Source organism: Paenibacillus sp. MAHUQ-45, from assembly GCF_058133325.1.
This window is the reverse complement of record NZ_JBYUPV010000007.1, coordinates 324,426-350,933: the sequence shown is the minus strand read 5'-3', so window position 1 is coordinate 350,933 and position 26,508 is coordinate 324,426. Positions and strand designations below refer to the sequence as shown.

The window sequence follows — 26,508 nt, the reverse complement described above, 5'->3', positions numbered from 1 at the left end:
GCTACAGAATATTTAAGGTACAAAAATGCCCTTAATTACACTTTGGAAACGAAAACCGGATTTTATTTGTTATTTTAATCGCTCTATATAAAAGAATATTAAACAGTGTTTTCTTGCGCTGTAGTAGAGCGAAGGGTCGGAGGAATTCTGGAGAAATGATAGTGTTCGCTTTAAAGACCGATCGCAAGAACCCTCCGAACCCATAGCGGCTTGTCTGAGGGCATTCAGTCATTAGCGGCTATATTGATCGTAGCATTTCCCCGAGCCCGTAGAGGTTCAAACCAGCCAAGCAAACGTTGTTGTCACACCTCCCATGAAACCGATCACAAAAAATTTAAATAACCGCTTGACGATATCGAAAAATCATGGTATATTATATCTTGTTCACACCTTTTAATGTTCCCTGATAGCTCAGTTGGTAGAGCACTCGACTGTTAATCGAGTTGTCACAGGTTCGAGTCCTGTTCGGGGAGCCATTTTCATGGAGAGATACCCAAGTGGCTATAAGGGGACCCTCTGCTAAGGGGTTAGACTGCGTAAGCGGTGCGAGGGTTCGAATCCCTCTCTCTCCGCCACATTTTGTGGCTTATGAAGCGATTATACATAATGAACGTATAGAGGAGTCCTTTGGGGCTCTTCTTTTTTTGTACTGAAGGCCAAGATTGACATCATCAATCGGATATGTGGCTGTATGTCTCTGCGGAGGAAGGAAGAGGAGGAGACACAACTTTTTTTACGAGAAAAGGTAGTAGAGGAGGAGGCACAACTGTTTTTTAGCGAGAAAAGGTAGTAGAGGAGGAGGCACAACTGTTTTTTTCGCGAGAAAAGGTAGTAGAGGAAGAGGCTTAACTGTTCTTTCAGCGAGAAAAAGAAGCAGAGGAGAGGGCTTTCAGAGTCCACGAAACGCACTTCATACTTTTTTGAAAAATAGTATTGTCAAAATCAATAGAGTTATGATATACTGATTTTTGTTGTCACAAGAACATAATTGAACAGCATGGCCCGTTGGTCAAGGGGTTAAGACACCTCCCTTTCACGGAGGTAACAGGGGTTCGAATCCCCTACGGGTCACCAATATGCGGTAGTGGTGGAATGGCAGACACGCTATCTTGAGGGGGTAGTGGGTGTATACCCGTGGAGGTTCGAGTCCTCTCTACCGCATAGCTAAAAGGTAAGAATTTCTTTGCTTTCGCAGAGAATTTCTTACCTTTTTTGAATTTATGTATGTCCTGAGGTTCCCTTAAAAGCACCGGCGTATTGGGGATACAACTGCCTGACGCATTCTGGGCAGATATCATGTGTGAATTGTACATGGAGCTGCAACTGCAAAAAACGCTCAATGGTCAGCCACTCTTCCTGATCGTTGCGGATGGACTTGCAGGATGCACAGATGGGGATGAACTTGAGTGCTTGCTTCAGTGCGGAGCGGTGAATGGCCAGAGGCTGAATGTGGCGACCCTCGACAACGGGTCCGGCATCATGATGAGCGATGACCCATATTGGTTTCTCAGAGGAAGGAGCGGCCAGAACGGGGAATACCTCAAACCGGAACACCCGTCTGCCTTTGGGGGCACAGAGTATAGTAGAATCGGTACTGACTACAAGGCGTTCTCCGCCCAGCGTAGATTTTAAGACGCTATGCAAAAGAGTAGGCTCCATAACCCACTCAGGCAGCAGCTCAAGATAATTGCTCCCCACTCTTGCCAGCTGTGATGGGAGGTTGTATTCCTTGCAGCAGGTACGCCAGTGGCTATTGAGTGACAGGATGGTGCCGTGCCGGTCTATGATCAGTGCATTGTGGGGGACGGAGTCAATGGATGGTGTGGCTGAAGGGGATAGGCTTTGTGACAAAAGTTTTCGCTCCTTGTGATCCCTAATGGGCCCATTGCTAGGATGGCGGTAGGTTCAGCAGCTTCTCAATCTGTCGCCGGTACCGCTCGGCCTTGCGTGTTCCGTGGATCAAATTGGATAGGCGGTAGGGAGGGATGTCGTAAATTCGGCAGAAATCCTTCTGGTCAAGTCTGAGTTCGGTCAAACGCTGTTTGATTGTCCACCCATAAGGCGTTATGGGATGCTTATTGTTCATCTGTCTCACCTCTTATCGATATTCCAGCCGTATGATATAATGGAATAAGACATAATAATAGTTAATTATATACTTTTTTACGTCATTTTCAATAAAAATAACTTAAATAAGTGATTATACATCAAGGTGGAAGGAGGTCAGCAAATGCAGTCCATATACGAGCGTATTGAGTACTTGATCAAGCAAAAAGGGATGACGAAGAAGTCATTTTGCGAGGAACTAGGGATTAGCACCGGGAATATGGGCGACTGGAAGCGTGGCAAATCCACCCCTGGCACTCATAAACTTATCGAGATCGGGGCATACTTTCAAGTGAGTCTGGACTGGTTGATTCTCGGCAAAGCTGCACCGGAAATGTTGCGTGAGAGCAGCGAGAATTATTTTTTTGACCAAATACGGCAATTGGATTGCCACACTGAACTGCTGCCGGATGAGAAAATATTCATCAAGGAATACCTGGCTTTTACCGAATATCGGAGGCGCAAAGCGGCGGAAGAAAATTCTTGAGCCAACATCTTTACATTTGAGGATAACTGGATTATAATATTGAATGTTGACCTCAGAACATTGCATTACGTTGTACACACCGCGCGGTAGTGGTGGAATGGCAGACACGCTATCTTGAGGGGGTAGTGGGTGTATACCCGTGGAGGTTCGAGTCCTCTCTACCGCATATTGTAAGATCAAGAAAGTCTCGCTTAGCGAGGCTTTTTTTGTTATTATCAGATAGCATAAATTTGGAGGTGGAAGATATGATCATAAGCACAATTCTGGTGGGTCTGGTTGCGGTTATACATATTTATATTTTGTATCTGGAATGCTTCCTGTGGGCTACGCCCAAGGGGATGAAGACTTTCGGGCTGACAGAGCAAGATGCCAAAGCTACGAAATCGCTGGCGTTCAACCAGGGCTTCTACAACGGGTTTCTGGCTGCTGGTTTGATCTGGGGTCTGCTGTATCCAGGAGATGAAGTCGGACGTCATATTCAGTTGTTCTTCCTGGCGTGTGTGCTAATTGCGGGGATTGTCGGCAGCCTTACAGCCAAGAAAACGATCCTGTACGTGCAGGCCTTGCCGGCATTGCTCGGGATCATAGCTGTTCTTTTCCAGTGGTAATAGAGACTAAGGGAATAGACTGCATCTAAAAAAAGGATACTCCTCCATCGCAGGTTCAAGCTGCAGTGGGGTGAGTATCCTTTTTTGCTATCCGGAAAAGTGCTATTTGAGCAATTGCTTGATTTCTGCTTCGATCTGGTCCGGTGTTGTTGATGGGGCAAAACGTTTCAGGACACGGCCATCCTGGTCGACAAGAAACTTGGTGAAATTCCACTTGATGCTCTTGGAGCCCAGCAATCCCGGTGCTTCAGCGGACAAATATTTGAACAACGGATGCGCTTCATCGCCCTTTACATCTACTTTCTCATACATCGGGAAGGTCACGCCGTAATTAATTTCGCAAAACTCGGCAATTTCCTCACTTTCGCCCGGCTCTTGCCCGGCAAACTGGTTGCTTGGGAAACCAAGTATTTCAAATCCACGATCTTTGTATTTTTCATACACTTCCTGGAGACCTTTAAACTGGGGGGTGAACCCGCACTTGCTGGCTGTATTCACGACGAGCAGTACCTTGCCTTTGTACTTGGAGAGAGATTCTTCTTCTCCGCGCAGGGTTTGGGCTTCAAAATTATAAATGCTCATGGATAACGCCTCCTAATTTTTAAACCTATAAATATTTATGTCAATTTAATTGTACACTATTTATATTCGTAGTCAAATGCTGATGGCAAGGTATCTGTGACAAATGGTTTCAAATTATGCCCATTGTTTAAAGGTAGGGTGTAAGGTTGCAACAAATACAGCGGTTAAAGGAGAAGATGACTGATGAAAGCATTGTACACAGCAACAGCAACAGTACGTGGCGGGCGGGAAGGCTCGTTCGAATCCTCTGATGGCGCGCTGAAACACAACTTGAGTATGCCCAAAGAATTAGGTGGTCCCGGTGGCGCGGGCACCAATCCGGAGCAATTGTTCGCAGCAGGCTACGGCGCCTGTTACGAGAGTGCCTTGGCGAATATCGCCCGTAAGGAAGGTGTGAAGCTTCAAGAGGTGGAAGTGACCTCCAACGTAATGATTGGCAAGGATGACAGTGACGGCGGCTTCAAGCTGGCTGTACGTCTGGATGTGAAGATCCCCGGTATCGATAAGGCTCAGGCGGAGGATCTGGCGAAGAAAGCCCATGCCTTCTGTCCGTACTCCAAAGCTACGAGAGGTAATATTGAAGTGGAACTGAATGTGGTATAGAACATAGAGCGCAGCGTTATGACTATAGCTTATGCGTAGTGAAGGCCCGGCTTGCCCAGCGGGTCTTTTTTACTATTTTCAAAGAAGAGGGTGAAGTGTAGTTTTTATGGAAATGCTATCTAAAAAAGGGATTATGAACAATGGAAGAGATTCGGTGGTGCGCGCCTTGGTTGACATCCCCCTTAAAATTCTTTAATATGTCTAAGTATCTGAATATGTCGCGTGTGCAAATAACGAACAAAAATTTAAATAATGGGTGATGAAGATGTCTTACAGACCGAATATTACGAATGTGACCAAGGCCAGCAGCAATGATAAGGAAGGATTGTACGAGTTCATTATCAAGCTTGCTGACGGAACGGAGTGCCGCGCGTTTTATCATCGGTTTCCGGAATGGAAAATGACGAACATCAGCCGTTTGTTGAAAACGCCATGTCCAATTTGTCGCAAAGATTTCATCTGCAAGTGTATGGACGCATTTAGTGCTGATTTCGAAGAGCAAATGATTGGCGATAATCTGTGGATTGAGAAGGCTATTGCTGAATAATTGAATGAACGGAACTTAGATGGCGCGGAAGCTTTTTTCCGCGTTTTTGTTTGCTTTTTAACAGGGTTATTGGAAAAAAACGGGGAGAGGTGCGCGGATTATGGGTGAGCAACAAAACTCTGTAGGTGGGCCTGCGACAAAGATGGCTGATGTAAGGCTGCACGATAAATCGGTAGTACTTATTGATGGTGTATGCCATCTCTGCCAGGGGCTGGTCCGCTTTATTATTCCTCGTGATCCCGATGCCAAATTTATGTTCGCTCCCCTGCAAAGTGAAATCGCTACTGGGCTGCTCCGTGATGGAGGTCTTGAACCCGGGAAGCTCGACACTGTCGTGTTGGTGGAGAACGGGAGGTATTATACAGAGTCAGCTGCGGCGCTACGGATTGCTCGTGGACTCCGCTTTCCATGGCCATTGGCTTACGTGTTCATTCTAGTGCCGCGTTCGCTTCGTGATATCCTTTATCGTTATGTGGCGCGCAACCGCTACCGCTGGTTCGGACGTGATGAGCAGTGCCTGCTCCCGACACCGGAGATCCGGAAGAGATTTCTGTAAGAGCAAAGAGAGTGCGGTTTGTGCGCTTGCTAATGCTTTTGAAAAATGTATATTTATTGTATCATTTCATTATATTGATCTGTTATCTATAAATTACAGGGTGGGATGGAGCAATGGCTCGAAAAGCGGGGATTCACATGCTGGTCTTCATGTTGGTTTCTTTATGGATTACGGGTACGGTGTCTGCGGCCCCCAAGCTTCAGGTTAAGGTGAATAATTCAAGCGTGGCGGGAGTTGTAACCGAATCCGGGCATACGATGGTTCCGTTGAAGGCTTTTGAACGCTTTGCCAATCTCTCCATGCAGTGGGTGGCTCAAACGAAGAAAATAACGATTAAACGCGATTCTACGGTTATTCAGCTTACTGTTGGTGATAGAACTGCTTCTATCAACGATAATCCGATGCAGCTGGAGGTTGCTGCCAGGATTGTGGACGGAAGAGTTACGGTCCCGCTGAGATTTATTGCTGAGGCACTGGGCGCAAGGGTTACTGTAGATGCCGTTACCAATACAGTCTGGATTCAAGAGCGGGCCAACGCGGCGATTCTGAAGAATTATAACAGCAGCGACTTGGCGGCTTCGCGGATCGCAGCACTGCAAATCCCACTGGACGGGAGCACACCTTCCCGGTTAATAGAAGAGAGTACTGCCGGTGATGCTGAAGTTTTCTCCGAAAGTTATTACTTTGCTAAGGGAAAATCAGATGGCTACTACTTGCTGAACGGGCATTTCGTGACTTATTTCGAGATTAAGGATAATATTCGCCAAGCAGTCTGGGAAGCTACTCTGGACAATGCTAAAGAGGCGACGAACAAAGATATTACCTCTGTGTTTGGGCATCCGATCTACAAGGAGTATGGCAAGCGGCCTGTACTATCCCAGGAATATGTGTATTTTAACACCAGTATCTGGGGTGGTTCGGTGACCTACGGCGTAGCCAATGTTGATGGAACCTTCTCTGAACTCGGGCGACTGACGGACTGGCCGGATACACGCAAGCAGTTCGTTGTAGCTATACCGGGGGAGATAAAGCTCTGAAGTACGAAGTCTCTCGATTGAATTTGCGTCTTACCTGATTTGTGAAAAAAAGGATTGCCGCCTGTTTATATATATGCTACTATAGCTGTAAATTAAAGGATAGTAACGGAAGCACCGTTCATCAACCGTTTTTCACGGTTTTTGGCGGTGCTTTTTTGCTGTCTTTTTTTAGAGAAAGGAGAGTGATGGCATGGCGGCAAGGATTGTGCTGGCCGTGCGGGAGAGTCAATACATCGAACCGTTACTGCATTATCTTCATCATAGCCAGTATAGCGATCTGCTGCGGATCACGGCGTTCAGCCGGATGGAGGCTTTTGCAGAATTTATACAGGGCGATGAGGTGCCAGATGCTGTTGTTGGGGATGCGGCCTTTATTGAAGCTTGGCTAGTTGGCGGACGAAGCACTGTGCGATGGGCGGTTATGAGCGAGGATGGAGGGCCAGGAAGCTACCTTGGGACCAGCAACAAGAGTTTGGCTGGCGGGGAAGTCATTGCCAAGTACCAGTCGTTGCCTTCCTTGCTGGAATCAATATTGCAATTATGTGATGTCAGGCGTTCAGGCATGCCATTATCGGCCAAAGAAGAAACTTTGCTGCTCGGCGTAGTCTCCAGTAGCGGCAGCAGTGGCAAGACGACCATTGCTCTAAATATGGCGAAAGTTCTGGGCGAACAGGGCTTGTCAGTCTTTTATCTCAATTTGGAAAGTGTGGATAGCAGCGGTATCATTCTTCGCCCGCCGCATGGGAATGTCCCAGGGCTCGAAAGGCTGCTCTATGATCTTCAGGCTGGTAGGAACAATGATGAGGTAGAACCCCCTGAACTGGGGCGTTATGTCATTCGTCATGAGGAGCTGCAGAGCGATGCGTTTAGACCTGTGAACAATCTCAAAGAAATGCTCCAGATGACTTCGCAGGATACACTCGACTTACTGGAATTGCTCATAGCCACTCGTAACTATGATGTTGTCATTATCGATACCGGTAACATAGAGGAGGAGCGGGTCAAGGCGGTGTTGCAGCGCTGCAGCATTCTGTTGTGGGTGATGCGCAATGATGATCTGAACATACATAAGATGGCCAGATGGCTGTCACATTGCAGTGCACCTCATTCCGGTCTGCCGCCGGGCATTCTTGAGAAGAGCCGGTTTGTCATGAACTTTGGGTCAGATGACATTGAAGTAGGGGGCCTGCCGGAAGGGCTGAGTATGGATGGGGTACTTCCTTATATTCCGTCTTGGACATTGCGGCACCGCGAGGAACTGTATCTGAACTCCCCTCAATTCCAGCAAGCGGTTATGGAACTATGTAGGGCTGTCGTAGAGCCTTCTCTGCCGCGTGTTTTTACTGGGAACACCGGTTATGAATGAGGAGATGTTCAGGGCGCTGCGCGGTGATATCCGGGCCGGACTGGATGTTACTTCATCTGTCGGGAACCGTGAGCTTACAGCCTATATTGAACAGACCATTCTGGAGCGGGAGAGTCTTCGCTACTTAACGGCACAGGAAAAGCATGAGCTCGTGAAGCGGCTGTTCGATTCCTTCCGCGGGCTGGATGTACTTCAGCCCCTGGTAGATAATCCGGCAATCACAGAAATTATGATCAATAGCCACAAAGATATTTTCATTGAAGAGGAGGGGGCTATCCGCCGCCTGCCACTGGCCTTTGAATCCAGCGGCAGACTGGAGGATATTATCCAGACCATCGTTTCCGGTGTGAACCGGGTGGTTAACGATTCTTCTCCCATTGTGGATGCGAGACTCAAAGATGGTTCCCGCGTCAATATTGTTCTACCGCCCGTTGCCTTGAAAGGTCCGGCGATGACTATCCGCAAATTCCCGGAAAAGCCCATGACCATGAATGAACTGGTCCGGCGCGAGACGCTCAGTGAAGAGGCGGCGGAGTTGCTCCAGACTTTGGTTGAGGCCAAATACAATATTTTTATTAGTGGAGGGACAGGTTCAGGTAAAACCACATTCCTGAACGCATTGTCCCAGTTCATCCCCTCGCAGGAGCGTGTCATTACGATTGAGGATTCAGCGGAACTACAGATTGTCACCGTTCCGAATCTTGTCTCCATGGAGACACGCAATGCTAACACAGAAGGCAAGGGGGAAATTACGATCCGCGATCTGATCCGTTCTTCACTACGAATGCGGCCGAACCGGATTGTAGTTGGCGAGGTACGGGGCGCGGAATGCCTGGATATGCTGCAAGCCATGAACACTGGCCACGACGGAAGCTTGTCCACGGGACATTCAAACAGCGCCCGCGATATGGTCAGCCGCATGGAGACCATGGTGCTAAGCGCGGCAGAGCTACCGGTTACGGTGGTTCGGCAGCAGATTAGCTCGGCGATTGATATCTTCGTGCACCTCTCTCGGTTGCGTGATCGATCCCGTCGGGTAATGGAAATCTGTGAAGTTGACGGATTGAAGGACGGAGAAGTACAGCTCAATCGACTCTACGAATTCCGGGAGACGGGAGAGCGTGACGGACGGGTTCAGGGAGGGCTGACTGCTTGCGGTAATGCTATGCTGCATACCAGCAAGCTTAGAATGTCGGGTATCGCGACACACCCGTTATCGAAGTATGCCGAGAAGGCTAGGGAGGAGGTAGGAGGGGTTTGATTCAGCGCGGGAATTTCAAACAGGATTCTGCCATGGCTCAAACCGGAAAGTCTGGTGCCGGGGTGAGGACGGTTCTGCCGGATTACAAAGTCTACATCTTATCTTCTTGGCAAAAGAATGCGGCGATCCTAATCGGGAGCCTGCTCCTGTATGGAGTTGGCTATCTCTTTTATCATCATTGGCTCATAGCTCTGCTGCTAGTACCGGGTGGAGTCTATGCTCCGCGGTTGCTGCGTGATTATTTGCATAATCGTCGCCGGATGGGACTCACGCTACAGTTCAAGCAGACACTGTTCTCATTATCCTCTTCTCTCTCGGCAGGCCGCTCTGTAGAAAACGCCTTCCGGGAAGCGGTGCAGGATTTGCACATGCTGGACCCCGAAGGGGGCGGCGATATGATTGCCGAGCTGAACATTATCTGTACACGTATGGAGAATGGACAGCCGGTGGAAGAAGCGCTGCATGATTTTAGTGCAAGGGCTGGCTTGGAGGATATTGAACGCTTCGCTGATGTGTTCACGGTATGTAAGCGGACAGGCGGTGATCTGGTGGAGGTAGTGCGCCGTACCTCGACAGTCATCGGCGAGAAGCTTGATATTCAACAGGATATCGCTGTCAGCATTGCTCAGAAGAAATTCGAGGCTAAGGCTCTGTTGATCTCTCCGCTGGCCATGATCATGTTTATGAGTCTGACGGCGGGTGATTATATGGAGCCTATGTACACCGGGCTAGGGATGGTTATATCTACATTAGCACTGGCGGGGTTGTTTCTGTGCTATCTGTGGACTTCCAAGATAATGAATATCCCGCTGTGAAGGACGGATGAGGATGAGATGGGTATCTGGTGTGGTCTTGCTTCTATTGATAGTGTTCTGGTGTGTCTTTCGGGTGCAAAGTGGCAACCGGTATGCAGGATTGCGCACATTGCCCATGGAGGGACTGAGGCTGCGACAGCTTGGTGAACCAATGCTGCTGTTGATTGAGAGACTTGGCATTGGTAGTCGTTTTCCGTCAGTGATGTTCAAAATTCAGCGTTCCATTCAGCGGATTGAGGGTACCAGATATAGCGCAGAACGAACACTGCTGTTCGCGGGAGAGATGCTCAGTTATAGCTGGCTGCTGGCAGTAGGTGGGAGCGCACTGACGCTTTTAACCGGGGAACAGACGGGGATTGTACTAGGATCTCTGCTAGCTCTTGTATTGCCGATTGCTTTGGCAAGTGATTTGCATAAAAAGGTGCGGTTGCGGGAGCAGAATATTTTGCTGGAGTTGCCTGAGCTACTGAATAGCATCGTGCTACTGGTCGGCGCCGGTGAGACCGTGCAGCGGGCAATCCAGCGTTGTGTGGAGAGCCGCAAAGGGAATACGAAACACCCGTTATATAAAGAGTTAATAGCCATGACAGGGGAATGGGAGAGCGGCTATTCCTTTCAGCAGTCGCTTGAGAACTTTAGCAAACGCTGTGCTGTGCAGGAAGTATCGTTGTTTACCACGACCGTGTTATTGAATTACCGGAGGGGTGGGAGTGATTTTGTATTGGCGCTCCGCGACCTGTCACGGATGCTGTGGGATAAGCGGAAGGCGGTCAGCCGGACACGTGGGGAGCAGGCTTCCTCGAAGTTGGTCTTTCCGATGGTAGTGATCTTTTTAATCGTTATTGTGCTGGTGGGAGCACCGGCAATTATGATGCTCAAAATGTAGAGGAGGAAGATGAGATGTCGTTGATTATAGGGAAAATGAAAAGCTTCTGGAAGGACGAGGAGGGACTCGGCACCTTGGAGATGATTCTGATTATTGCAGTATTGATTGCTGTAGTATTGGTGTTTAGAAAAGAAATACAAGAGGTTGTGAAATCGCTGATTAGTACTGCTGGCAAGAAGAGTCAGGAAGTATTCGATTGATGTTGCTGAGGGATGATCGCGGCAGCTTCACCATCGAGGCTTCCCTCCTGCTACCCATTATTATGCTCATTACCATGCTGCTTCTGTTTTTCGGCTTGTACAGTTATCAGAAGACAATGCTGCTACAGGTGGCGTCGGCTTCTACTGAACGGGCGGCGTTTAATTGGGACAATAGCCATAAAGAGAAGACGGGAGCAGTTGCTGCAGGTGAATATGATTCATTGTATTGGCGTATCGGGGAGGACAGTTTAATTGCATCATTATTTGGTGGTGAGGGGGGAAGTGGCGGTACACAGATTGAGCTTCCGGCGGGAAGTAAAGATTCAGCTCCGCTGCCTGATCTTAAACTGGCTAATGCATCCCGTATGGTCCCAGCCAATATGCCAGGGGAGATGGGCTATAAGTATGGCTTTACTGGGCGCAAAGTGAGTCTGGATTTAAAACGTCTGCTCCACTTACCTGTATTGGACGATGTGTTATCGGATGGCGCAAGTCCCAGTATACAAGCCACATCTGTCGTTACTGAACCGGCGGAGTTTATTCGTACTGTAGATCTGATGCGTTATTACGGCGCCAAGTTTAAAGGACGTCAAGGAAGCGGGGAGACCCGGCAGCCTATGAACAAGCAGGATGCCTCTGCAATGATGATGAAGCTTGGTAAAAAGTGAGAATGAGCAATCCTATTGAGAGTTTGTGACGAGAATGGCTGGGAATGGGGCTCAATCTGGGAACGGAAGAAAGTAGTCACGAAGAAAGGAAGACATGGATGAAGAGAGCGTATAACGGCTCTAACCGAGGCTTGAAGCGCAGGAAAGGAGGGTGGTTTTTTCGAATAGACGGTTCGGTATCCATCTTTTTGATCATGGTGCTGGCCTTTGTCTTCCTGTTCGATGCGGTTCTGATTGATTATGCGCGGATTGCTGCGGCCAATACCCAGGGGGAACGTCTTGCCCGAGCCGGAATACGTTCCGTGCTATCGGCTTACGATGTAGAGCTAAGGGAGAAATACGGTTTGTTCGCTTCAGGCGGAACGGATGGAAACATGCTGTTATCCAGCGTACTCAATGATAATCTGCACGAAAGCGGTCGGTCTGACGCTTTTAATCTTATTCAGATGGGCGTTGAGAGCTCTACTGTGGAATGGAGTCGGCCGCTAGGCGAGTATGGGACTTTCCGGCGTCAGATTAATGAAGAGATGAAATATAAGGCACCGATCGATTTTACACTGGAATTGGGCGGCAAGTTCAAACCTTTGTCCGGGGCGATGGCGGAGGCCTCGCAGGTGACGAAGGTACTCCGGGCATTGCAGCCACTTTATGATGAGCGTGAGGAAGCGCTGGATCTGATGATAGAACGACGGAAGCAAGCTGCAGAAAGCGGCAGGGCGCTGCTTCAGCTTATCATGAATCCACCGGGGGACAGCTTGCAGCCAAGTACGCTTGGTGAGGTATCTACGGCAGCGGATATAGCGGCTCAATATGATGATTTTGTTTACAAGTATACGTGGGACATGAACCGTGATAGTCGGGAGCCGGCGAGATATACATATCCGTTATCCCGGTATTCACAGCAATCGGCACTAGTAATTCAGCGAATTCCGCCAGCCATGAATGCTTTCCGTGAACAGCACAATGTCTTCATAGAACAGGCTGAAAGTGCTTTGTTACGGGCAAGAGAGCTGAATGATGAAATGAAGGTCGTGCTGGAGCAGTCCCGAAACAGCGGTTCTAGTAAGAGTGACCGGGCGAAGGATTGGGATATTCCAGGCAGTAGTGGTAATGAAATAGACTCTGATCCGCTACACAAGCTTCGTGAGCAGGAGGATTCTCTTATTCTTGATCAAGCTGACTTTACAGGGATAGAAGAACATTTTTCCACTCAAAAGAGAGGTTTTGAACGGCTGGAACCAGTAACTGCCGCATTGCCGGGTGTCCTTGCTGAATTTTCGGGGCTATACAGTAATGGTTCAAGAATGATTGGGTCGGTTTTAGCAGCTGCGCAATCTGTTGGGAACTATCTGGGCAGCTATGGTGCTGGAGGTAGCCTTATTGAAGCAGAGCTTGCTGCACTTGAAGAGCACCGGAGCTCGGATAAACAGCGGAAGCAGTGGGAGAAAGAGGCCAAGACCAAGCTGAGTGATGCTATGAAGACAATAGATATAATTCGAGAGCTGAACGACCGGGCAGGAGAGGCTATGCAGCGCTATGATACTTTGCAGAAGTACTACGAGGAAATTCTTTCACTGAATAAAGGATTGGACGATGCCAGAAAAGACGGGCAAACCTCCTCCGATCCTTATGCTGCCGGAAGCTCTGCGATGACGAATATGGACGGGGTATACGATGTCATGACCAGTGCCCTTACAGGAACAAGAGATAGGCTTTTTCAAACAGAGTATTCAGCACTTTATTTTCAACATTTTGATCTCTCTGCTTTGTCCTCTATGGGTAGCGGTATGGAAGGCGCGAATGTTGACAAGCTTGCTGCACAGATGGACCCGCATGCTCAGGAACTGGAGTATATTTTGTACGGATTCCATAATCCGGCAGGCAACATTGCCGCCGCTTATGGTGAAATATTCGCCATGCGGCTAGCCATTCGCACCATGGAGGGGTTTGTCAAAAAAGCGGGTATTGGCAATCCACTGGCTGTTCTGGCGGCTGCGTTGTTGTACGGCATTGAGCAGGCAGTTCAGGACATGCTGAAACTATGCAAGGATGGTTCAATTCCATTATCAGAGTTTATACCGGCTCAGTTGACTTACCGTGATTACTTGAGGTTGTTCCTCATGATACATGGCAGTGGCGAATCACAATTATCACGAATGCTGGCTGTGATTCGGCTCAATACAGGTATCAATCCCGCAGAGAGAAATACTTATGCTTCCGCGAATATTCGTTTTGGACTGCGTCTATGGTTTCTGCCAGGGATGATTACATTGCTGAATTACAGTGGAGTGCTTGCGGGGGATGTGAAAGGAAAGATTTACTATAGGGGGATACAGGCTGATTCAGCTTATTAGGCGGAGGGGGTGAAGATTATGAGGCTATGGCTCAAAAGAAGAAGAAGCAATGAGAAGAACGAGGGTAGCATGGTGGTTGAAGCGGCAATGGTTCTCCCCATTTTCTTGTTATTCGTTCTGTTCCTGATCTTTATCATTCAAATGAGTCTATACTCCACCGCTTTGCAAAGCACGGCCTCGGACACCGTGAAAGTCATCTCCACCCATATCTATCCCGCAGCTCTGGCAGCTCAAAAATGGGATAAAGACAGTGGCAGCGAAACAAATCCTACAGGAAGTGATCCGGGAAGCAAACAAGCAGATGCACACTCGCCATGGGGAATTCCCCGTCTTTCGCTCATGGAATGGGGGGAGGATTATGCGAATGATCTGCCGCCTCCGCTGAATGAGTGGGCCCTGGCTGCAGCAGAAAAGGGAGAAGGACCCTTGCAGAAGCTTCAGGCGGAAGCCTCACAGAGTGTGTTGGACCTGGCCATAAAGCCTTTAATGAAGCCTTATCTCGCCAGCGACATGTTGGAGTATGACCGAATTCATGTGTCCAATGTCATTATCCCAGATTTGAAGAAGGGGACAAGGCCCTATTTCGGTGTGGAGGTAAGCTATGATTTGCCCATGAAGGTTCCTTTTCTGAATCAAAATATTGTGCTGGAGGCAAGTGCCGTAGAGCGTCTGTGGATCGGTGATACTGGCGAGGGCCGCGGCGGAAATGGGGAAGAGGGCGGAAAAGAAGAGCCTTCGATTGTGATCCTGGAGAAGCCGGATCCCGGTGTTGTTAACAAGCAGGGCAAGGTTCGGGCCAAAATCCCACCGGGCACCTCTGCTAACTTGACAGTCATTTATAAGAGTGGCTTGAGCAAGGCAAAGTACTTGGGCTGGAAGCAGGCGGACAAGGATGGATATATCGAATGGGAATGGAAGATTGGCGTTAACACGACGCCAGGTTCCTGGACATTGGTTATTCAGACAGATGATGGGCAGTCCATCGAAGTCAATTTTACAGTCGTGAGTGGTAAAAAAGGGGGTTAGAGAATGGCCGATTGGGCTTTTTGGGGCTGCCTTCCGTTTCTGGTGGCTGCACTCGTTACAGATATACGATCGATGCGGATACCCAATCGAATTACAGTGTCTGCATGGCTTGGAGGCCTATTGGCTCAGTCGCTCATGAACGGCTGGCACGGTCTTTTAATGTCAGTCATCGGGGCTGCTGGGGGATTTGCAGTGATGCTGCTTTTGCATCTTATCGGGGCTGTTGGAGCCGGGGATGTTAAGCTTTTTGCTGGCATCGGGGCCTGGACTGGCTTTATGTTCACAGCTCAGACCATCATGTATTCGATCTTGTTCGGGGCGGTCATCGGTTGGATCATCGCCTTGCGGCGCGAAGAGGCGTGGGTGCGGTTGCGAAAAGTTTTTGGAACAGTGGCGGGGGTTGTAGTGCTGCGCAATCTGGGTATAGCAAAGTCAGGCGGCGGGCATCTGCTGAAATTTCCTTTTATGCTGGCGGTGCTACCCGCTGTTGTATGTGCTTATCTATATTATTGAGGTTGGGAGGTGATCAATGTTGTTTGGTTTGACCCGTGATTTTATGCAAAAGGATGGCATCAGCATGATGCTGGGTGTTCCCGAAGGGCTGCGTGCAGAGCGGCTCAATATGGTACAGGTCCGTATGCTTATGAATTCAGAAATCCCACATCATTTGCGGTTGCAGCTCAAGGAGATCGACCTAAGAGTCACTCTGGAATATGGATTATCCCGCAAAAAAATGCTCAGCCATCTACTGAAAGGTGAGAAACTGAGTATGACCTCTTTCTTCGGTTTGCTGCTCCAGGTGGCTCAATCGATAGAAGAGGGTAGACTCTACATGCTGAAAGCCGAACAGTATGCGCTGCATGAGGACTATATTTTCGTCGAAGGTTCGCTACACTCCGGAAAAGTCTATCTGACCTACGTTCCCTTGCTAAGTCCGGATAATGTAATCTCTACCGGCCAAGGCTTTAGATCCCTGATTATGACGCTGATGGCTTCAGTGAAGGAGCTTACGGGCGATGGTGTACAGCGATTATTGCAATGCTGTGGAGAAGAGGACTTCACTCCCGTCCGTTTAAAAAAACTGCTGGCAGAGCTTCTGACTGAGGGGGAAGTGGTGAAGCCGCATTCGGAAATCAAGAGGGACAGCAATGTCTTGCCTTTCCCGAGATTTGAGAATCCTGAGCCGTCAATTTTATCTGATCAACCGTTAAGGACACGGCCATCAATCGGGGGTTCTGATAAGAAAGCGGGCATGCAAGATTCTGTTAGTGTACCTACAGCAGCAGGAGTTCCTCCGACCCCATGGACGGGTGGTTATTCCGCTTTTCAGCGGAGCCAGGAACAAACAAGTTCAGGGTTTACGGAAGCAGAGGAAACACAGCGGGCCTCGCCATACAGAACATATATCGTGCTTGGATGCTTGCTGGGCGATGCACTGTTGTGGAAATTTCTTTATATGAGTGATCCTTCAACTCTATGGCTAGCAGTGTGCGGAATCATAACGTTGCTGCTTGCGATTACATGCTGGCTGGTGTGGACTGGGGTCATCAAATTAGGTAAGAAGGAAGACGAGGATGAACCGGATGCAGAAGAGATTGCACGGGGGATGAGCCTCAGGGTACCGGACAGTTTTTTTGGAAGAGATTCTGGGAGGGATTCTGTAAGGGGCCTTAAAAGGGAATCTGAAAGGGACTCTATGAACGCCGGTTTATCACCACCGCTGTCCAAGGTAGAACCGTTGAAAAATAGGCAGAAAGTAGACAATAGCCGATCAGTGCAAAACCAGAAGCATCCTGCTCATGAATTTCCTGCTTCAGGCTCGTTACCTACCTCGGCAACCGTTCTGTTATCAGTGGAAAATGCGCCGGATAACAATGTGGCGACGGATAAGCACAGACGTGCTGCACCGTATCTGGAACGATGTGATCACAATAACAGCGGTGCGATTGAACGAATCGAACTGGATCGAGCAAGCTTTATTATTGGACGTTCGGAAGAGGTGGCCCAATATGTAGAAAAATCCGAGGGCACCTCCCGAGTGCATGCTGAAATACTCAAGAGTCCAGCCGGATATGTCATTAAGGATCTCGACTCCAGGAACGGAACTTTGCTACAGGGGGAGGCTATGATCCCATATAAAGAGTACCCGCTCATGGAAGGAACTGAATTTACTATTGTCAAAGGCAATTATATCTTTCATACAGCCTAGTCCCTGAATTCAATGTTGCTTTATTGGGGAGCTTCTACTTCTACTACGCCTTGAGGTCTTGCAGTGCAGTTTCTAGTGTAGGATGAGTGAAGCTGAATCCGTGCGCTATCGATTTGGAAGGAAGCACTCGCTGGCCTTCCAACAGAATTTCCGAAAGTTCGCCTACGGCTGTCTTCAAGAGGAATGCCGGGAGTGGAAACCAGTGTGGTCTTTTATACACCTTGCCAATGGTTCGACCAAACTGATCATTGGTGACCGGATTCGGGGCTGTGGCGTTGACTGGACCGGAAATATCCGGCGTATGGACACAGAAGTCGATTAGCTTCACGATGTCATCATGATGAATCCAGGACAGCCACTGTTTACCGCTACCTATTTTGCCGCCAACGCCTAGAAGGTAAGGAAGCTTCATCATAGGAAAAGCTCCACTTTCGTTGCCAAGTACGACTCCTATACGGAGCTTGACCCTTCTGATATCGGGATAGGCTGCATCTGCAGCATCTTCCCAAGCTTTTACGACTTCTGAAGGGAAATCCATCACATGGGCGGGAGAAGATTCATCGAAAGTATCATTGAAGGACGTACCGTAGATAGCCACGGCGGAGGCTTGAACGATCACAGGTGGCTGATGCTCCAGCGCATGCCACAGCTTGGCTGCCGCCGCTACGGTGACCAGACGGGACTGTATAATCGACTGCTTTCCTTTTGGGGTCCAGCGCTGACTTAGCGAGGAGCCGGCAAGATTGATAAGCGCGTCACTGTTCTCGGCAGGGAGGGGATTGACTGCAAGGCCGTCCCAGGTATGATAACTTAGCTTGGCATGTGATGACTTCACTTCAGGCAGCTTGCGGCCTACGATCAATACTTCATGACCGGCCTGAAGCCAGTAATCCTTAAGCTTGCTTCCGATGAAGCCTGTGCCGCCGCATATTACGTATTTCATACTGTATGCCTCCATTTCGCCGCTCGGAATGCCACGGAAGTTCTGTATGATGGTCTACTTGAACAAATGCTTGTAGGGAGAGTAATCGATTCCGTTCTTTTCAAGAAAACTGACGAGAAAACGGTTATCCCGCCGGGGGGTAGCAACAATGTAGCCCTTGATGCAATGATCGCGTGTAACTTCAGAGGCATTGCTCTCCACCGCTATCTTTCCGATCTCGGCAGCAATGGAATGTTTGGCGATATCTCGAAAGGGACTGGGCACCGGCTGAACGAGTTGATCCAAAAAGGCTTTAGATTCGCTGCCCCACAGTGGTCGGCTACGCTCCACCCAATAGTTCTGCCAATCAAGTTTGGACTTCCCATCGGCTTTGGGAAGCACTTTCAGAAATTTGCGAAACATAAAGTAGCCGCCGATACACATGGAGCCAAGTAGAAGAAAGGTCCAGAAAGCGATGGAGTTCATAAACCAATTGCTCGGTGCTACCGACAACATTCCAAGCCCTGATTTGATAAACATGTCCTAACCACCTTTAACAATGATTATTATCACAAATTTGTCTCTGGTCTAAAGTATAGCGTATTTACCAAGTTTTGCGAAGTCGGAATGCCAGCTTGGCATTGCCTAGATTTATTCCCCCGTTCACGGTAGAATATAGTTTAATTCGTGATGGAAAGAGGGAAAAAGGCATGCTGAAAATAGGTTCACATGTGTCCAGCTCGGACAAGGGTCTCCTGACCGCTGCTAAGGAAGCCAACGAGTACGGTTCTAGCTCGTTCATGTTATATACTGGGGCGCCGCAGAATACGCGTCGCAAGCCGATTGAAGCGATGTATCCCGAGGAAGGGAAATTGGCGATGAAGGCCAACGGGGTAGAGGAGATTGTTGTCCATGCCCCATACATTATCAATTTGGCCTCGTATAAGGACAATACGTATCAGTTGGCTGTGGATTTCTTGCAGGAGGAAATTCGCCGTACACATGCATTTGACGTCAAGAATATTGTACTGCATCCAGGTGCTTATACAGACAAGGATCCGGAATATGGCATCCAACGGATTGCAGACGGTCTTAATGAGGTGCTTAACGGTACTAATGAGACAGAAGTTCATGTTGCGCTAGAGACCATGGCCGGAAAGGGTACAGAGATCGGCCGCAGCTTTGAGGAGATTGCCTCAATCATTGACAAAGTCGTTCACAACGAACGGTTGACCGTTTGTCTGGATACTTGCCACATTCATGATGCCGGGTATGATATCGTTAGCGATCTGGATGGAGTGCTGCAACAGTTCGATCAGATCGTTGGTTTGAACCGCCTAGGCGTTATTCATATCAACGATAGTAAGAATCCTTCCGGCGCGCGCAAAGACCGTCACACACCGATAGGATCCGGCTTTATTGGCTTCGATGCGATCAATAAGGTGGTTCATCATGAAGCACTGTCGGGTCTTCCGTTTATCCTGGAGACACCATGGATCGGTAAAGATGCCAAGACACAGCGGCCGATGTATGAGGTGGAGATTGCCTTGCTGCGTGGCAACGTATCAGAGCGCTTCGGACCGGAGTTTCTGAAGGAGGTTGAGGAGCTGCATAGCTTCTTTGCCAAGCTGGAGATTGATTCCCGCCAGTATGTGCTGGATATCTGGAATCTGCTGAAGAACGATGCCAAGGCCAAGAAGGCTGACCCACGCGAGCCGCTGGAACGGTTGTATGATCATGTGGCGGCTGCCGGATTGTTCCCTGAACTCAGTGAGGAAGGTATCAATCACCGTTTGATCGCGTGGCTTGCCGGCAAACAAATTCTGGTTAACGCTTAAGCAAAACTTTAGACATGCGCAAGTAGATGAGAGGGTGGAACACAGAACATGGAATTACATGTAAAGAGAGATCATTCATCAAGCAGTCATCAATATCCGAATCGTGCGCGGATGCTCATTTCCTGTCCGGATGGACCGGGAATTGTGGCGGCAGTATCACATTTTCTGCACCAGCACGGTGCCAACATTGTTCAGTCTGATCAATATACAATGGACCCGGATGGCGGCATGTTTTTCATGAGAGTCGAATTTGATCTTTCGGAGCTAGGGGAGCGGCTGGAAGAACTTCGCACACAATTCAGTGCAGTAGCTGACAAGTTCAAGATGGATTGGCAGATCTTCCAGGTGAGTCACAAAAAACGGCTAGCCATCTTTGTTTCCAAAGAAGATCACTGTTTGGTCGAGCTGCTCTGGCAGTGGCAGGCCGGTGATTTGGATGCTGAAATTGCCCTTGTGGTGAGCAATCACACGGATATGCAGGCTTATGTGGAATCCTTCGGCATTCCATTCCATCATATCCCGGTTACTGCGGAGACCAAGGCAGCAGCAGAGAAACGGCAGCTTGAAGTCATCGGAGGCGACATTGATGTCATCATCCTGGCCCGTTATATGCAGATCATTTCGCCTTCATTCATCGAGCATTTCCGTCACAAGATCATCAATATCCACCATTCGTTCCTGCCTGCCTTCGTCGGTGGCAAGCCTTACGCACAGGCTTACCAGCGCGGGGTGAAAATTATCGGAGCTACAGCTCACTATGTAACTGAAGAGCTTGATGGCGGCCCGATTATTGAGCAGGACGTTCAGCGCGTTAGTCATAGCGACGATGTGAATGAACTGAAGCGAATTGGTCGTACGATCGAGCGTGTAGTTCTGGCCCGTGCCGTTAAATGGCATATTGAAGATCGTATTCTTGTGCACAACAACAAGACTGTCGTGTTTAACTAATTCAACTAACTTTTCGGTGAACGCGGGTGCAACCCTTGCAAACCCGGCGTTCACCGGATTCTTCATCAGCCGGAATGCTCATTCCGCAGAATCCCCCAGTGTAGTTCCTCTTGGATAATCTTATAACTTTCTTAATTCCCTACAGGTAAAAAAGCATTTTACCAGCATTTTGGATATCCATGCCAAAGTGCATTTTGTCGTGGGCAAAATTAGTATTTTGAAGGAGGCAGAGGGCTTGTCTTTACAGCGAAGGCATTTGCTAAAACGTAATTATTTTTTCGCATTTCTGATTCTGATTACAGGGTTCGGCGGTCTACTTGGCTACGATCTATATTTCAAGCCCTACGTGTTGGCCCAGACGGTAGTGAAGGTCAAGGTAGCAGACGGCAATTTTTTGCCTAAAAATTATGAGTTGACCGCTAGTGATCTGTACCTGGATTCTGTTCAGACCAAGGACATTCCCGCCGGTGTCGTTACAGATATCCGGAAGGTCGAACATAAAATCACAAATGTCAATTTAACGAATGGGAGTATTCTCACCGACTACCTGATTGATGTCAGCGAGCTGGAGCCTACGGCTGATGAAGGAATATTCCCAATTCCGAAGGAGGGGATTTATGCCATCAATGGTTCATTGCGCAGCCGGGACAAGGTGGATATTTATCTGGTCGAGGGTGATTCTCGCAATGCTAGTGCAGCTAGAGAGCGCAATGCTGCCAACGGTATAGACAACACGCCAGGAGTTTTAAGTGACGGTAAGGAGGCTGCAGAGCTTCCTGACTCTGGAGCATCGCTGTTTCTGGCCGGAGCCACAGTGAACTATGTGCGCTCGGAGGATAATAATGATGTGCTCGACTCGGAGCATGGCAACACGAATAATCGGTTCACATCGACGGGGAAGGTCGCATCACCTGAACTGAAGCTGAAGAAAAGTGATGGTCAGCGCTTAGGCCAATATTTGGAGCAGGGTAAGAAGCTGTGGATTGTGCGGGTGGAGTAGGAGGGAGAACGTAATTGAAGATTTTTAGCTTTGGAATGGATCAACTGACTGTCAATGAGATTAAAAATGCTGGCTTTACAGTCGTCACTCAAAATGTGCTGCCTGATCCGCCCCATACGGAGGGGCACATGCTTCTGGCAACCAGCGAGCAGGTCCCGGTACAGACTTTGCGTGAGCTGCGCCACCGATACCCGGTAACGACGATTCTTTATCTGTATATGCAAAAGGGAGTTCACGGCTATCAGCCGGTGCATATGTTATGCGAGAGCCTGGGGATTCATTTTATCCCGCCTCGATCAACTTCATTGGCGATTATCGAGAAAATCCATTTTATTCTGGAAGAGGACGGCGAGAAACGCAGCAATTTGGTTGGGTTTTTCGGGTCAGGTCCCGGAATCGGCTGCACAAGTGCGGCCAAGCTGTTTGCCTGGAGACTTGCTGCGGCTGGCTTACGCGTGATTTTACTGGGCCTTGATTTGTATGATCCAGGCTTTGACCGTAGAACAACAATCAGCCTGGACAGGCTGCGTCCAAGAATTACAGGCAAGATGCTGCACGCCGAGGATTTCGAGCAATTGATCAAGCAGGACGGCTATGCTTATCTGCCGGGCAACTATGACTACTTGAGCGCCCAGGATTATCAGGAAGAGGAGATCGAGTATCTTTTGGCCCGGGCAGCGGAGAATGCCGATATCGTGATTGCTGATTTTGGCTCCATTCCGGAAAGTGCTGCCTGGTATGTGGGGATGCATCAAAGTGCGCTGCGACTGATCGTCACCCATCCCAAGCACGAATATAGACTGGAACCCTTGCTAGAGTTGGCCGGGCACATGGATCTGGGACCACAGGATTTTCAACTGATTATTAACAGAAGCAATCTGGAAGAGATTACGACACCGAAAAATCTTGCGCATCGGATCGGCAGCGAGATTATGCTGGAAATCCCATATGTTCAATCCTTTCAGGAGAATCTCCCGCTTGGCAAAAGAGAGCTTCAGCAGGTCGATGATAAGGTGCGTTTCTTAATGGTGGCACTTGGATTGGCACCTGAGACACGCAAGAAGGGATTGTTCTCATGATTAGTGTTCAGGAGCCTTTTTCGCTTAAAAGAAGTGTGATGCGCAGCAGCAAGCCCGGGAAAGAAGATTTCTACGCTTTTCTGCAAAAAATGAAAAATGATATGAATGCGGGATTGGAGCGGGAGGATGATTACTATTTCCAGCTTAATGCCAAGGCTCTGATTGGTGATCCCCAGGCGGTCAGTTATTTTATGAATGAAATTGAAAAGTATCTGCGCAAAACACCGTTCACAGGTCAGGTGCCGGAGGCCTACCGGACAGCAGCGGAGGCTCTTTTCCACGAATGGAAGGGCTTCGGTCCAGCCTACCGCTGGTTTACCGACCGGGCATACAGCGAGTCTACGGGACTGCAGATGATAGGAAAACAGATCTTTTATAACCACAAGGGACAGTTCGTGCCTTATCCGTACGAGATGCCTTCTCTGGATCGGGTGGAACAGCTGAAGCGATCTTTGCTGAAGAGCGACCCTAACAAAAAGCTGAACAAGGATCACCCTTCGGTTGAGTTTAAAATGGACGATCCACTCTGGCCCGGACGTTTCATCCGGCTGGCAATCTGGGTGTCCCCGCGGGTCTGGGAGGGCTTCACGACAATCTCGCTTAGACGTCAGGTTGTGGAGTTTCTTGATCTGGATGATCAGGCTGGCACGGAATGCATCCCGGTAGAAGCTGTGGAGCTGATTCGGGCGCTCGCTGGGACATTCCGTAACACGATCATCGCAGGTGCTGTCGGTTCGGGTAAAACAACGTTTGCCAATACGATTGTCGGTGAGCAGCTGCTGGGTTCTACCTCCTGCATGGGGGTGGTCATGATTGAGAAGCATCCGGAATCTACGCTGCCGTATCAGATCAAAGGCCATCGAATTATTCCAATCCAGGCAGCTAATGAGGAATTGATGGAGGTCGGCGTGGAATCGCTGCGGCATGACCCAAACATCGTCTACATGACCGAGATGCGCTATAACGAATGGGAATTTTATCTCTGGAGCGGCGAAAAGGGCTATGACGGCATCACCGGCACGTTTCACACAGTTGACTCGGAGGATATTCCGTATCAAGGGGCTTTTGCTGTATCGACTCGGATTGGTGGTAGCCTGGAGGGCCATCTTATTTCTGCCCTGAAGGCCTGTGAACTGGTCTTTATTCTGGAGAGCATTCCTAATGGGAAGAAGCGGTTGTCCCGTATTTCGGAGGTGTTTTACGATGAGGCCCGTAATTCAGTTTTTGCCAATGATCTGATGCGCTGGGACGAGGTGCGGGCGGAGTGGACATACAACGATGAGCTGACAGAGGCGCTGATGACCAAGATGGCGAAGAAAAACGCCACAGCCGCCAAAATACTGCTCAAGGAGCTTGGACATCTGGCCGGTCTCAAACCGATGGTGGAGCCCCTGAAGGAAAGCTTGAAATCGCGGATTGTTCTTAACAAGTAAGGCGGTGAATCTATGAATCTTTTGCAGTATTTACTACGGTTTGCTCTGCATGTTCTGGTGGTATGGGCATTATGGCTGATGATTAAACCGCTCGTAGAGCAGCATTTGCGGCAGCTTGGGCAGAAGTTGGATCAGAAGCTGCACCGTAAGGCCAGCATGTTCGGGCAAAAGGTCAGCAGGTTTCGGAAGAGGCTGTGGATCTATCGCCATCTGGATCACCTGCTTTATTTTGCTCAGCGGAAGTACGAGCCCGGGATCAGTGTGATGCGTTTTATGTTTGGTTCTGGCATTGTGTTTACGGCGGTTTTCTTGTCTGGTCTATTGACACTAAGCGAGCTTCCCGGTCGTTTGAGCTTCTCTAACCCTTTTATGGAGGGAGTTACTTTTAAGCAGGGGGTGCCCATTCAAGGGGCCTGGCGTTTTCCGTTATTTGCAGCTTTTATTTCTGCGATGATTCCGTACTTCCGGCTAAGGTATGTCCATGCGCAGCGTAAGGTAAGAGGAAGCTACGATCTACTGGATGTGGTAAAAATATCGACGAAATTCACACATCTATCGGTAGATTCCATCCTGAACAAAACAGCGGATTTTCTCACAGAGGATAACGTGCTGAAGACCCCGCTCAAGCTGCTTGGCGCCGCCTTTTCCAATTACAGCAGTGAAAGAGAACTGAATGAGGAGGCTGCACGCTTCTCTTCCGCGATTGGAACAACCTTCGCCGTGGAGTTTGTGTCGGATTTGTTGTATTCGGAGAAAGAAGGTACACGTTATCTGAAGAACTCGCTTATGATGCTGAACCGCTCGATGGAGCAACAGCGCGAGACTATTATTTCGGTAAAAGCAAACAGTCGAGACGCAATCAGCCTGGGGCTGTACGGTAATCTGGTGGTGCTATTTTCTTCTGTCGGAACCTTTATCTACATGCTGAAGCCTGATGTGTACCTGCGACTGCAGTTTGAGACTCCGCTTGGCCTGACCTTTTTGATGATCATTATTACGGGACTCTTTATTTCCTTTGTCATCAGCACGGTTCTTGCCAGACCTAAACTGGACTACCATTAAGGTGATGAACTATGGATAGATTATTTTTATTACTTGCCACATTGGGAGTTGCGTACGTTGCGTTGCTAGTTTTTGTGAGCAGTAGCAGTAAGCAGGAACGCTATATTCTTAGGCTTGGCCTAAAGTGGAATAAGATTGGTGAGCGTGTACAGAATGACCGCCTTCAGCAACTGCTGGATCATAGCGGAATACCTGTATCGGCCCAGAAAATCACCCTGTTTCGCTACTCTGCCGCGCTTATCTATCTTCTGCTCCAGATTATCGGAGATTTCATTCGCGCCGCACCATTTTCACTCTATGATCCATTGATTGCAGGTCTCATTCTAGTGGTTACTAGTCCTGTGCGCTATCTTCCGTTCGGCTGGCTGTTGTCATGGTATCACCAGAGAACGATGGTTCAAAAGGACGGTGAGCTGATCTCCTTCATTCGTCTATATGAGAATAACAGGCTGCGAAAACATGGATATGTCCAACTGTCTGCTTTTTGCGGAGGCTCTGCAGATCATTTTCAGTATATCCGCCAGGATCTGCGTGAGTTGTCAGAGCGTGCGGTCGATGAAGGGGTGGAACCGGCCATAGAATGGTTTTGTGGAAGGTTTCCGGCGAACCATAGCTTTATTAACGATATCCGTTCTATTTTGCTGGCTACCGAGAGTATGGACGACGATGTCGAAGCCGCCAACTATTTGCGGGAACAGGGGAAAATCATTTCGAAAATCTCCAGCGATCAGTATTTGCGAAAATGGTCCTTTATCGGGGATATTTCAACGATTGTGAACGTAATTCCGTCGATCGCCACCTTTTTGATGATTGTTTGTTTGGCGATGCAGTACATCATGTTAATAAAAGGGGATTTTGGCGGTGTAGGTATGTTTCAGTGAAAAAATGTCATATTCAAGAATCGAATAAAAATAT

General features: G+C 48.8%; 28 protein-coding genes and 5 tRNA genes. 28 read left to right on the top strand and 5 right to left on the bottom strand.

The features are described from left to right. The first annotated feature begins 400 nt into the window (after nucleotides 1-400). From AC3Y23_RS17535 to AC3Y23_RS17520, 4 genes are all read left to right on the top strand, one after another. Nucleotides 401-476, top strand: a tRNA-Asn gene (locus AC3Y23_RS17535). Between the two features lie 7 nt (nucleotides 477-483). After that, nucleotides 484-575 (top strand) — tRNA-Ser (locus tag AC3Y23_RS17530). Nucleotides 576-999: 424 nt separating this feature from the next. Next, nucleotides 1,000-1,074, top strand: a tRNA-Glu gene (locus AC3Y23_RS17525). A 4-nt stretch (nucleotides 1,075-1,078) separates the two neighbouring features. After that, nucleotides 1,079-1,161 (top strand) — tRNA-Leu (locus tag AC3Y23_RS17520). A gap of 57 nt (nucleotides 1,162-1,218) precedes the next feature. Here AC3Y23_RS17520 and AC3Y23_RS17515 read toward each other — a convergent pair. Further along, nucleotides 1,219-1,851 (bottom strand): hypothetical protein, encoded by a 633-nt coding sequence (locus AC3Y23_RS17515; RefSeq protein ID WP_379201196.1) that lies wholly within the window; start codon nucleotides 1,849-1,851, stop codon nucleotides 1,219-1,221. A gap of 37 nt (nucleotides 1,852-1,888) precedes the next feature. Next, the gene (locus AC3Y23_RS17510) at nucleotides 1,889-2,086 is read right to left on the bottom strand and encodes an XRE family transcriptional regulator (RefSeq protein WP_379201194.1); all 198 of its coding nucleotides are present in this window, start codon (nucleotides 2,084-2,086) and stop codon (nucleotides 1,889-1,891) included. A 144-nt stretch (nucleotides 2,087-2,230) separates the two neighbouring features. Between AC3Y23_RS17510 and AC3Y23_RS17505 the strand changes: the two genes are divergently transcribed. The 3 genes from AC3Y23_RS17505 to AC3Y23_RS17495 all read left to right on the top strand — a co-directional run bounded on the left by AC3Y23_RS17505 (nucleotide 2,231) and on the right by AC3Y23_RS17495 (nucleotide 3,201). Then, nucleotides 2,231-2,593, top strand: coding sequence for a helix-turn-helix domain-containing protein (locus AC3Y23_RS17505; RefSeq protein ID WP_379201192.1), 363 nt, complete (start codon nucleotides 2,231-2,233; stop codon nucleotides 2,591-2,593). 83 nt (nucleotides 2,594-2,676) lie between these two features. After that, nucleotides 2,677-2,759, top strand: a tRNA-Leu gene (locus tag AC3Y23_RS17500). A 79-nt stretch (nucleotides 2,760-2,838) separates the two neighbouring features. Further along, nucleotides 2,839-3,201, top strand: a complete 363-nt coding sequence (locus tag AC3Y23_RS17495; RefSeq protein ID WP_379201190.1) for a DUF1304 domain-containing protein — start codon at nucleotides 2,839-2,841, stop codon at nucleotides 3,199-3,201. A gap of 102 nt (nucleotides 3,202-3,303) precedes the next feature. Here the strand turns inward: AC3Y23_RS17495 and AC3Y23_RS17490 are convergent, their stop codons facing one another. Further along, the gene (locus tag AC3Y23_RS17490) at nucleotides 3,304-3,783 is read right to left on the bottom strand and encodes a glutathione peroxidase (protein ID WP_379201188.1); all 480 of its coding nucleotides are present in this window, start codon (nucleotides 3,781-3,783) and stop codon (nucleotides 3,304-3,306) included. Nucleotides 3,784-3,966: 183 nt separating this feature from the next. On the opposite strand from AC3Y23_RS17490, the gene AC3Y23_RS17485 reads away from it, so the two are divergent. The 14 genes from AC3Y23_RS17485 to AC3Y23_RS17420 all read left to right on the top strand — a co-directional run bounded on the left by AC3Y23_RS17485 (nucleotide 3,967) and on the right by AC3Y23_RS17420 (nucleotide 17,311). Further along, the gene (locus AC3Y23_RS17485; RefSeq protein ID WP_379201186.1) at nucleotides 3,967-4,386 is read left to right on the top strand and encodes an organic hydroperoxide resistance protein; all 420 of its coding nucleotides are present in this window, start codon (nucleotides 3,967-3,969) and stop codon (nucleotides 4,384-4,386) included. Between the two features lie 265 nt (nucleotides 4,387-4,651). Continuing rightward, nucleotides 4,652-4,933 (top strand): hypothetical protein, encoded by a 282-nt coding sequence (locus tag AC3Y23_RS17480; protein ID WP_379201184.1) that lies wholly within the window; start codon nucleotides 4,652-4,654, stop codon nucleotides 4,931-4,933. A gap of 142 nt (nucleotides 4,934-5,075) precedes the next feature. Further along, nucleotides 5,076-5,489, top strand: a complete 414-nt coding sequence (locus AC3Y23_RS17475; protein WP_379201266.1) for a thiol-disulfide oxidoreductase DCC family protein — start codon at nucleotides 5,076-5,078, stop codon at nucleotides 5,487-5,489. A 113-nt stretch (nucleotides 5,490-5,602) separates the two neighbouring features. After that, entirely contained in the window at nucleotides 5,603-6,526 is a 924-nt protein-coding gene (locus AC3Y23_RS17470; RefSeq protein ID WP_379201182.1) for a copper amine oxidase N-terminal domain-containing protein, read from the top strand. A 190-nt stretch (nucleotides 6,527-6,716) separates the two neighbouring features. Continuing rightward, nucleotides 6,717-7,892 (top strand): P-loop NTPase family protein, encoded by a 1,176-nt coding sequence (locus tag AC3Y23_RS17465; RefSeq protein WP_379201180.1) that lies wholly within the window; start codon nucleotides 6,717-6,719, stop codon nucleotides 7,890-7,892. After that, a complete protein-coding gene (locus tag AC3Y23_RS17460; protein ID WP_379201178.1) occupies nucleotides 7,885-9,153 on the top strand; it encodes a TadA family conjugal transfer-associated ATPase in 1,269 nt (422 codons plus the stop codon). The genes AC3Y23_RS17465 and AC3Y23_RS17460 overlap by 8 nt, the downstream gene beginning before the upstream one ends. 32 nt (nucleotides 9,154-9,185) lie before the next feature. Further along, a complete protein-coding gene (locus AC3Y23_RS17455; protein WP_379201264.1) occupies nucleotides 9,186-9,968 on the top strand; it encodes a type II secretion system F family protein in 783 nt (260 codons plus the stop codon). Nucleotides 9,969-9,981: 13 nt separating this feature from the next. Further along, a complete protein-coding gene (locus tag AC3Y23_RS17450) occupies nucleotides 9,982-10,854 on the top strand; it encodes a type II secretion system F family protein (RefSeq protein WP_379201176.1) in 873 nt (290 codons plus the stop codon). A gap of 14 nt (nucleotides 10,855-10,868) precedes the next feature. After that, nucleotides 10,869-11,054, top strand: coding sequence for a Flp1 family type IVb pilin (locus AC3Y23_RS17445; RefSeq protein WP_379201174.1), 186 nt, complete (start codon nucleotides 10,869-10,871; stop codon nucleotides 11,052-11,054). Continuing rightward, nucleotides 11,054-11,722, top strand: coding sequence for a TadE/TadG family type IV pilus assembly protein (locus AC3Y23_RS17440; RefSeq protein ID WP_379201262.1), 669 nt, complete (start codon nucleotides 11,054-11,056; stop codon nucleotides 11,720-11,722). Before AC3Y23_RS17445 ends, AC3Y23_RS17440 begins: the two co-directional genes overlap by 1 nt. 98 nt (nucleotides 11,723-11,820) lie before the next feature. Next, entirely contained in the window at nucleotides 11,821-14,076 is a 2,256-nt protein-coding gene (locus tag AC3Y23_RS17435; protein ID WP_379201172.1) for a hypothetical protein, read from the top strand. An 18-nt stretch (nucleotides 14,077-14,094) separates the two neighbouring features. Then, on the top strand, nucleotides 14,095-15,102 hold the full coding sequence (locus tag AC3Y23_RS17430; RefSeq protein WP_379201170.1) for a TadE/TadG family type IV pilus assembly protein: 1,008 nt from the start codon (nucleotides 14,095-14,097) through the stop codon (nucleotides 15,100-15,102). Between the two features lie 3 nt (nucleotides 15,103-15,105). Next, complete coding sequence (locus AC3Y23_RS17425) at nucleotides 15,106-15,615, top strand: A24 family peptidase (protein WP_379201168.1); 510 nt, start codon at nucleotides 15,106-15,108, stop codon at nucleotides 15,613-15,615. Nucleotides 15,616-15,631: 16 nt separating this feature from the next. Continuing rightward, entirely contained in the window at nucleotides 15,632-17,311 is a 1,680-nt protein-coding gene (locus tag AC3Y23_RS17420) for a DUF6382 domain-containing protein (protein ID WP_379201166.1), read from the top strand. A gap of 43 nt (nucleotides 17,312-17,354) precedes the next feature. Here AC3Y23_RS17420 and AC3Y23_RS17415 read toward each other — a convergent pair whose 3' ends face one another. Both AC3Y23_RS17415 and AC3Y23_RS17410 read right to left on the bottom strand, forming a co-directional pair. Continuing rightward, nucleotides 17,355-18,254: a TIGR01777 family oxidoreductase gene (locus AC3Y23_RS17415; RefSeq protein WP_379201164.1), complete on the bottom strand. Its 900-nt coding sequence runs from the start codon at nucleotides 18,252-18,254 to the stop codon at nucleotides 17,355-17,357. Nucleotides 18,255-18,308: 54 nt separating this feature from the next. Then, nucleotides 18,309-18,773: a DUF2621 domain-containing protein gene (locus tag AC3Y23_RS17410; protein ID WP_379201162.1), complete on the bottom strand. Its 465-nt coding sequence runs from the start codon at nucleotides 18,771-18,773 to the stop codon at nucleotides 18,309-18,311. 170 nt (nucleotides 18,774-18,943) lie between these two features. Here AC3Y23_RS17410 and AC3Y23_RS17405 point away from each other — a divergent pair, with 170 nt between their 5' ends. The 7 genes from AC3Y23_RS17405 (at nucleotide 18,944) to AC3Y23_RS17375 (ending at nucleotide 26,474) form a co-directional block, all read left to right on the top strand. Continuing rightward, nucleotides 18,944-20,071, top strand: coding sequence for a deoxyribonuclease IV (locus AC3Y23_RS17405; RefSeq protein ID WP_379201160.1), 1,128 nt, complete (start codon nucleotides 18,944-18,946; stop codon nucleotides 20,069-20,071). Between the two features lie 48 nt (nucleotides 20,072-20,119). Further along, on the top strand, nucleotides 20,120-21,019 hold the full coding sequence (gene purU, locus AC3Y23_RS17400; protein ID WP_379201158.1) for a formyltetrahydrofolate deformylase: 900 nt from the start codon (nucleotides 20,120-20,122) through the stop codon (nucleotides 21,017-21,019). Between the two features lie 235 nt (nucleotides 21,020-21,254). Beyond that, complete coding sequence (locus AC3Y23_RS17395) at nucleotides 21,255-22,019, top strand: CpaB family protein (RefSeq protein WP_379201155.1); 765 nt, start codon at nucleotides 21,255-21,257, stop codon at nucleotides 22,017-22,019. Nucleotides 22,020-22,033: 14 nt separating this feature from the next. Further along, nucleotides 22,034-23,098, top strand: a complete 1,065-nt coding sequence (locus tag AC3Y23_RS17390; RefSeq protein WP_379201153.1) for a CpaE/TadZ family protein — start codon at nucleotides 22,034-22,036, stop codon at nucleotides 23,096-23,098. Next, on the top strand, nucleotides 23,095-24,531 hold the full coding sequence (locus AC3Y23_RS17385; RefSeq protein ID WP_379201151.1) for an ATPase, T2SS/T4P/T4SS family: 1,437 nt from the start codon (nucleotides 23,095-23,097) through the stop codon (nucleotides 24,529-24,531). The genes AC3Y23_RS17390 and AC3Y23_RS17385 overlap by 4 nt, the downstream gene beginning before the upstream one ends. Nucleotides 24,532-24,543: 12 nt before the next feature. Then, on the top strand, nucleotides 24,544-25,593 hold the full coding sequence (locus tag AC3Y23_RS17380; protein ID WP_379201149.1) for a hypothetical protein: 1,050 nt from the start codon (nucleotides 24,544-24,546) through the stop codon (nucleotides 25,591-25,593). A 74-nt stretch (nucleotides 25,594-25,667) separates the two neighbouring features. Continuing rightward, nucleotides 25,668-26,474: a hypothetical protein gene (locus tag AC3Y23_RS17375; RefSeq protein WP_379201147.1), complete on the top strand. Its 807-nt coding sequence runs from the start codon at nucleotides 25,668-25,670 to the stop codon at nucleotides 26,472-26,474. Nucleotides 26,475-26,508: the final 34 nt, after the last annotated feature.

What these genes read in the sequence shown, in the direction of transcription:
- AC3Y23_RS17475 (WP_379201266.1), top strand. Translation starts at nt 5,076, where the DNA reads ATGGCTGATGTAAGGCTGCACGATAAATCGGTAGTACTTATTGATGGT.
- AC3Y23_RS17415 (WP_379201164.1), bottom strand. Translation starts at nt 18,254, where the DNA reads ATGAAATACGTAATATGCGGCGGCACAGGCTTCATCGGAAGCAAGCTT.
- AC3Y23_RS17450 (WP_379201176.1), top strand. Translation starts at nt 9,982, where the DNA reads ATGAGATGGGTATCTGGTGTGGTCTTGCTTCTATTGATAGTGTTCTGG.
- purU (WP_379201158.1), top strand. Translation starts at nt 20,120, where the DNA reads ATGGAATTACATGTAAAGAGAGATCATTCATCAAGCAGTCATCAATAT.
- AC3Y23_RS17455 (WP_379201264.1), top strand. Translation starts at nt 9,186, where the DNA reads ATGGCTCAAACCGGAAAGTCTGGTGCCGGGGTGAGGACGGTTCTGCCG.
- AC3Y23_RS17410 (WP_379201162.1), bottom strand. Translation starts at nt 18,773, where the DNA reads ATGTTTATCAAATCAGGGCTTGGAATGTTGTCGGTAGCACCGAGCAAT.
- AC3Y23_RS17430 (WP_379201170.1), top strand. Translation starts at nt 14,095, where the DNA reads ATGAGGCTATGGCTCAAAAGAAGAAGAAGCAATGAGAAGAACGAGGGT.
- AC3Y23_RS17435 (WP_379201172.1), top strand. Translation starts at nt 11,821, where the DNA reads ATGAAGAGAGCGTATAACGGCTCTAACCGAGGCTTGAAGCGCAGGAAA.
- AC3Y23_RS17465 (WP_379201180.1), top strand. Translation starts at nt 6,717, where the DNA reads ATGGCGGCAAGGATTGTGCTGGCCGTGCGGGAGAGTCAATACATCGAA.
- AC3Y23_RS17420 (WP_379201166.1), top strand. Translation starts at nt 15,632, where the DNA reads ATGTTGTTTGGTTTGACCCGTGATTTTATGCAAAAGGATGGCATCAGC.
- AC3Y23_RS17440 (WP_379201262.1), top strand. Translation starts at nt 11,054, where the DNA reads ATGTTGCTGAGGGATGATCGCGGCAGCTTCACCATCGAGGCTTCCCTC.
- AC3Y23_RS17445 (WP_379201174.1), top strand. Translation starts at nt 10,869, where the DNA reads ATGTCGTTGATTATAGGGAAAATGAAAAGCTTCTGGAAGGACGAGGAG.
- AC3Y23_RS17510 (WP_379201194.1), bottom strand. Translation starts at nt 2,086, where the DNA reads ATGAACAATAAGCATCCCATAACGCCTTATGGGTGGACAATCAAACAG.
- AC3Y23_RS17405 (WP_379201160.1), top strand. Translation starts at nt 18,944, where the DNA reads ATGCTGAAAATAGGTTCACATGTGTCCAGCTCGGACAAGGGTCTCCTG.
- AC3Y23_RS17470 (WP_379201182.1), top strand. Translation starts at nt 5,603, where the DNA reads ATGGCTCGAAAAGCGGGGATTCACATGCTGGTCTTCATGTTGGTTTCT.
- AC3Y23_RS17495 (WP_379201190.1), top strand. Translation starts at nt 2,839, where the DNA reads ATGATCATAAGCACAATTCTGGTGGGTCTGGTTGCGGTTATACATATT.
- AC3Y23_RS17425 (WP_379201168.1), top strand. Translation starts at nt 15,106, where the DNA reads ATGGCCGATTGGGCTTTTTGGGGCTGCCTTCCGTTTCTGGTGGCTGCA.
- AC3Y23_RS17460 (WP_379201178.1), top strand. Translation starts at nt 7,885, where the DNA reads ATGAATGAGGAGATGTTCAGGGCGCTGCGCGGTGATATCCGGGCCGGA.
- AC3Y23_RS17480 (WP_379201184.1), top strand. Translation starts at nt 4,652, where the DNA reads ATGTCTTACAGACCGAATATTACGAATGTGACCAAGGCCAGCAGCAAT.
- AC3Y23_RS17490 (WP_379201188.1), bottom strand. Translation starts at nt 3,783, where the DNA reads ATGAGCATTTATAATTTTGAAGCCCAAACCCTGCGCGGAGAAGAAGAA.
- AC3Y23_RS17505 (WP_379201192.1), top strand. Translation starts at nt 2,231, where the DNA reads ATGCAGTCCATATACGAGCGTATTGAGTACTTGATCAAGCAAAAAGGG.
- AC3Y23_RS17380 (WP_379201149.1), top strand. Translation starts at nt 24,544, where the DNA reads ATGAATCTTTTGCAGTATTTACTACGGTTTGCTCTGCATGTTCTGGTG.
- AC3Y23_RS17485 (WP_379201186.1), top strand. Translation starts at nt 3,967, where the DNA reads ATGAAAGCATTGTACACAGCAACAGCAACAGTACGTGGCGGGCGGGAA.
- AC3Y23_RS17385 (WP_379201151.1), top strand. Translation starts at nt 23,095, where the DNA reads ATGATTAGTGTTCAGGAGCCTTTTTCGCTTAAAAGAAGTGTGATGCGC.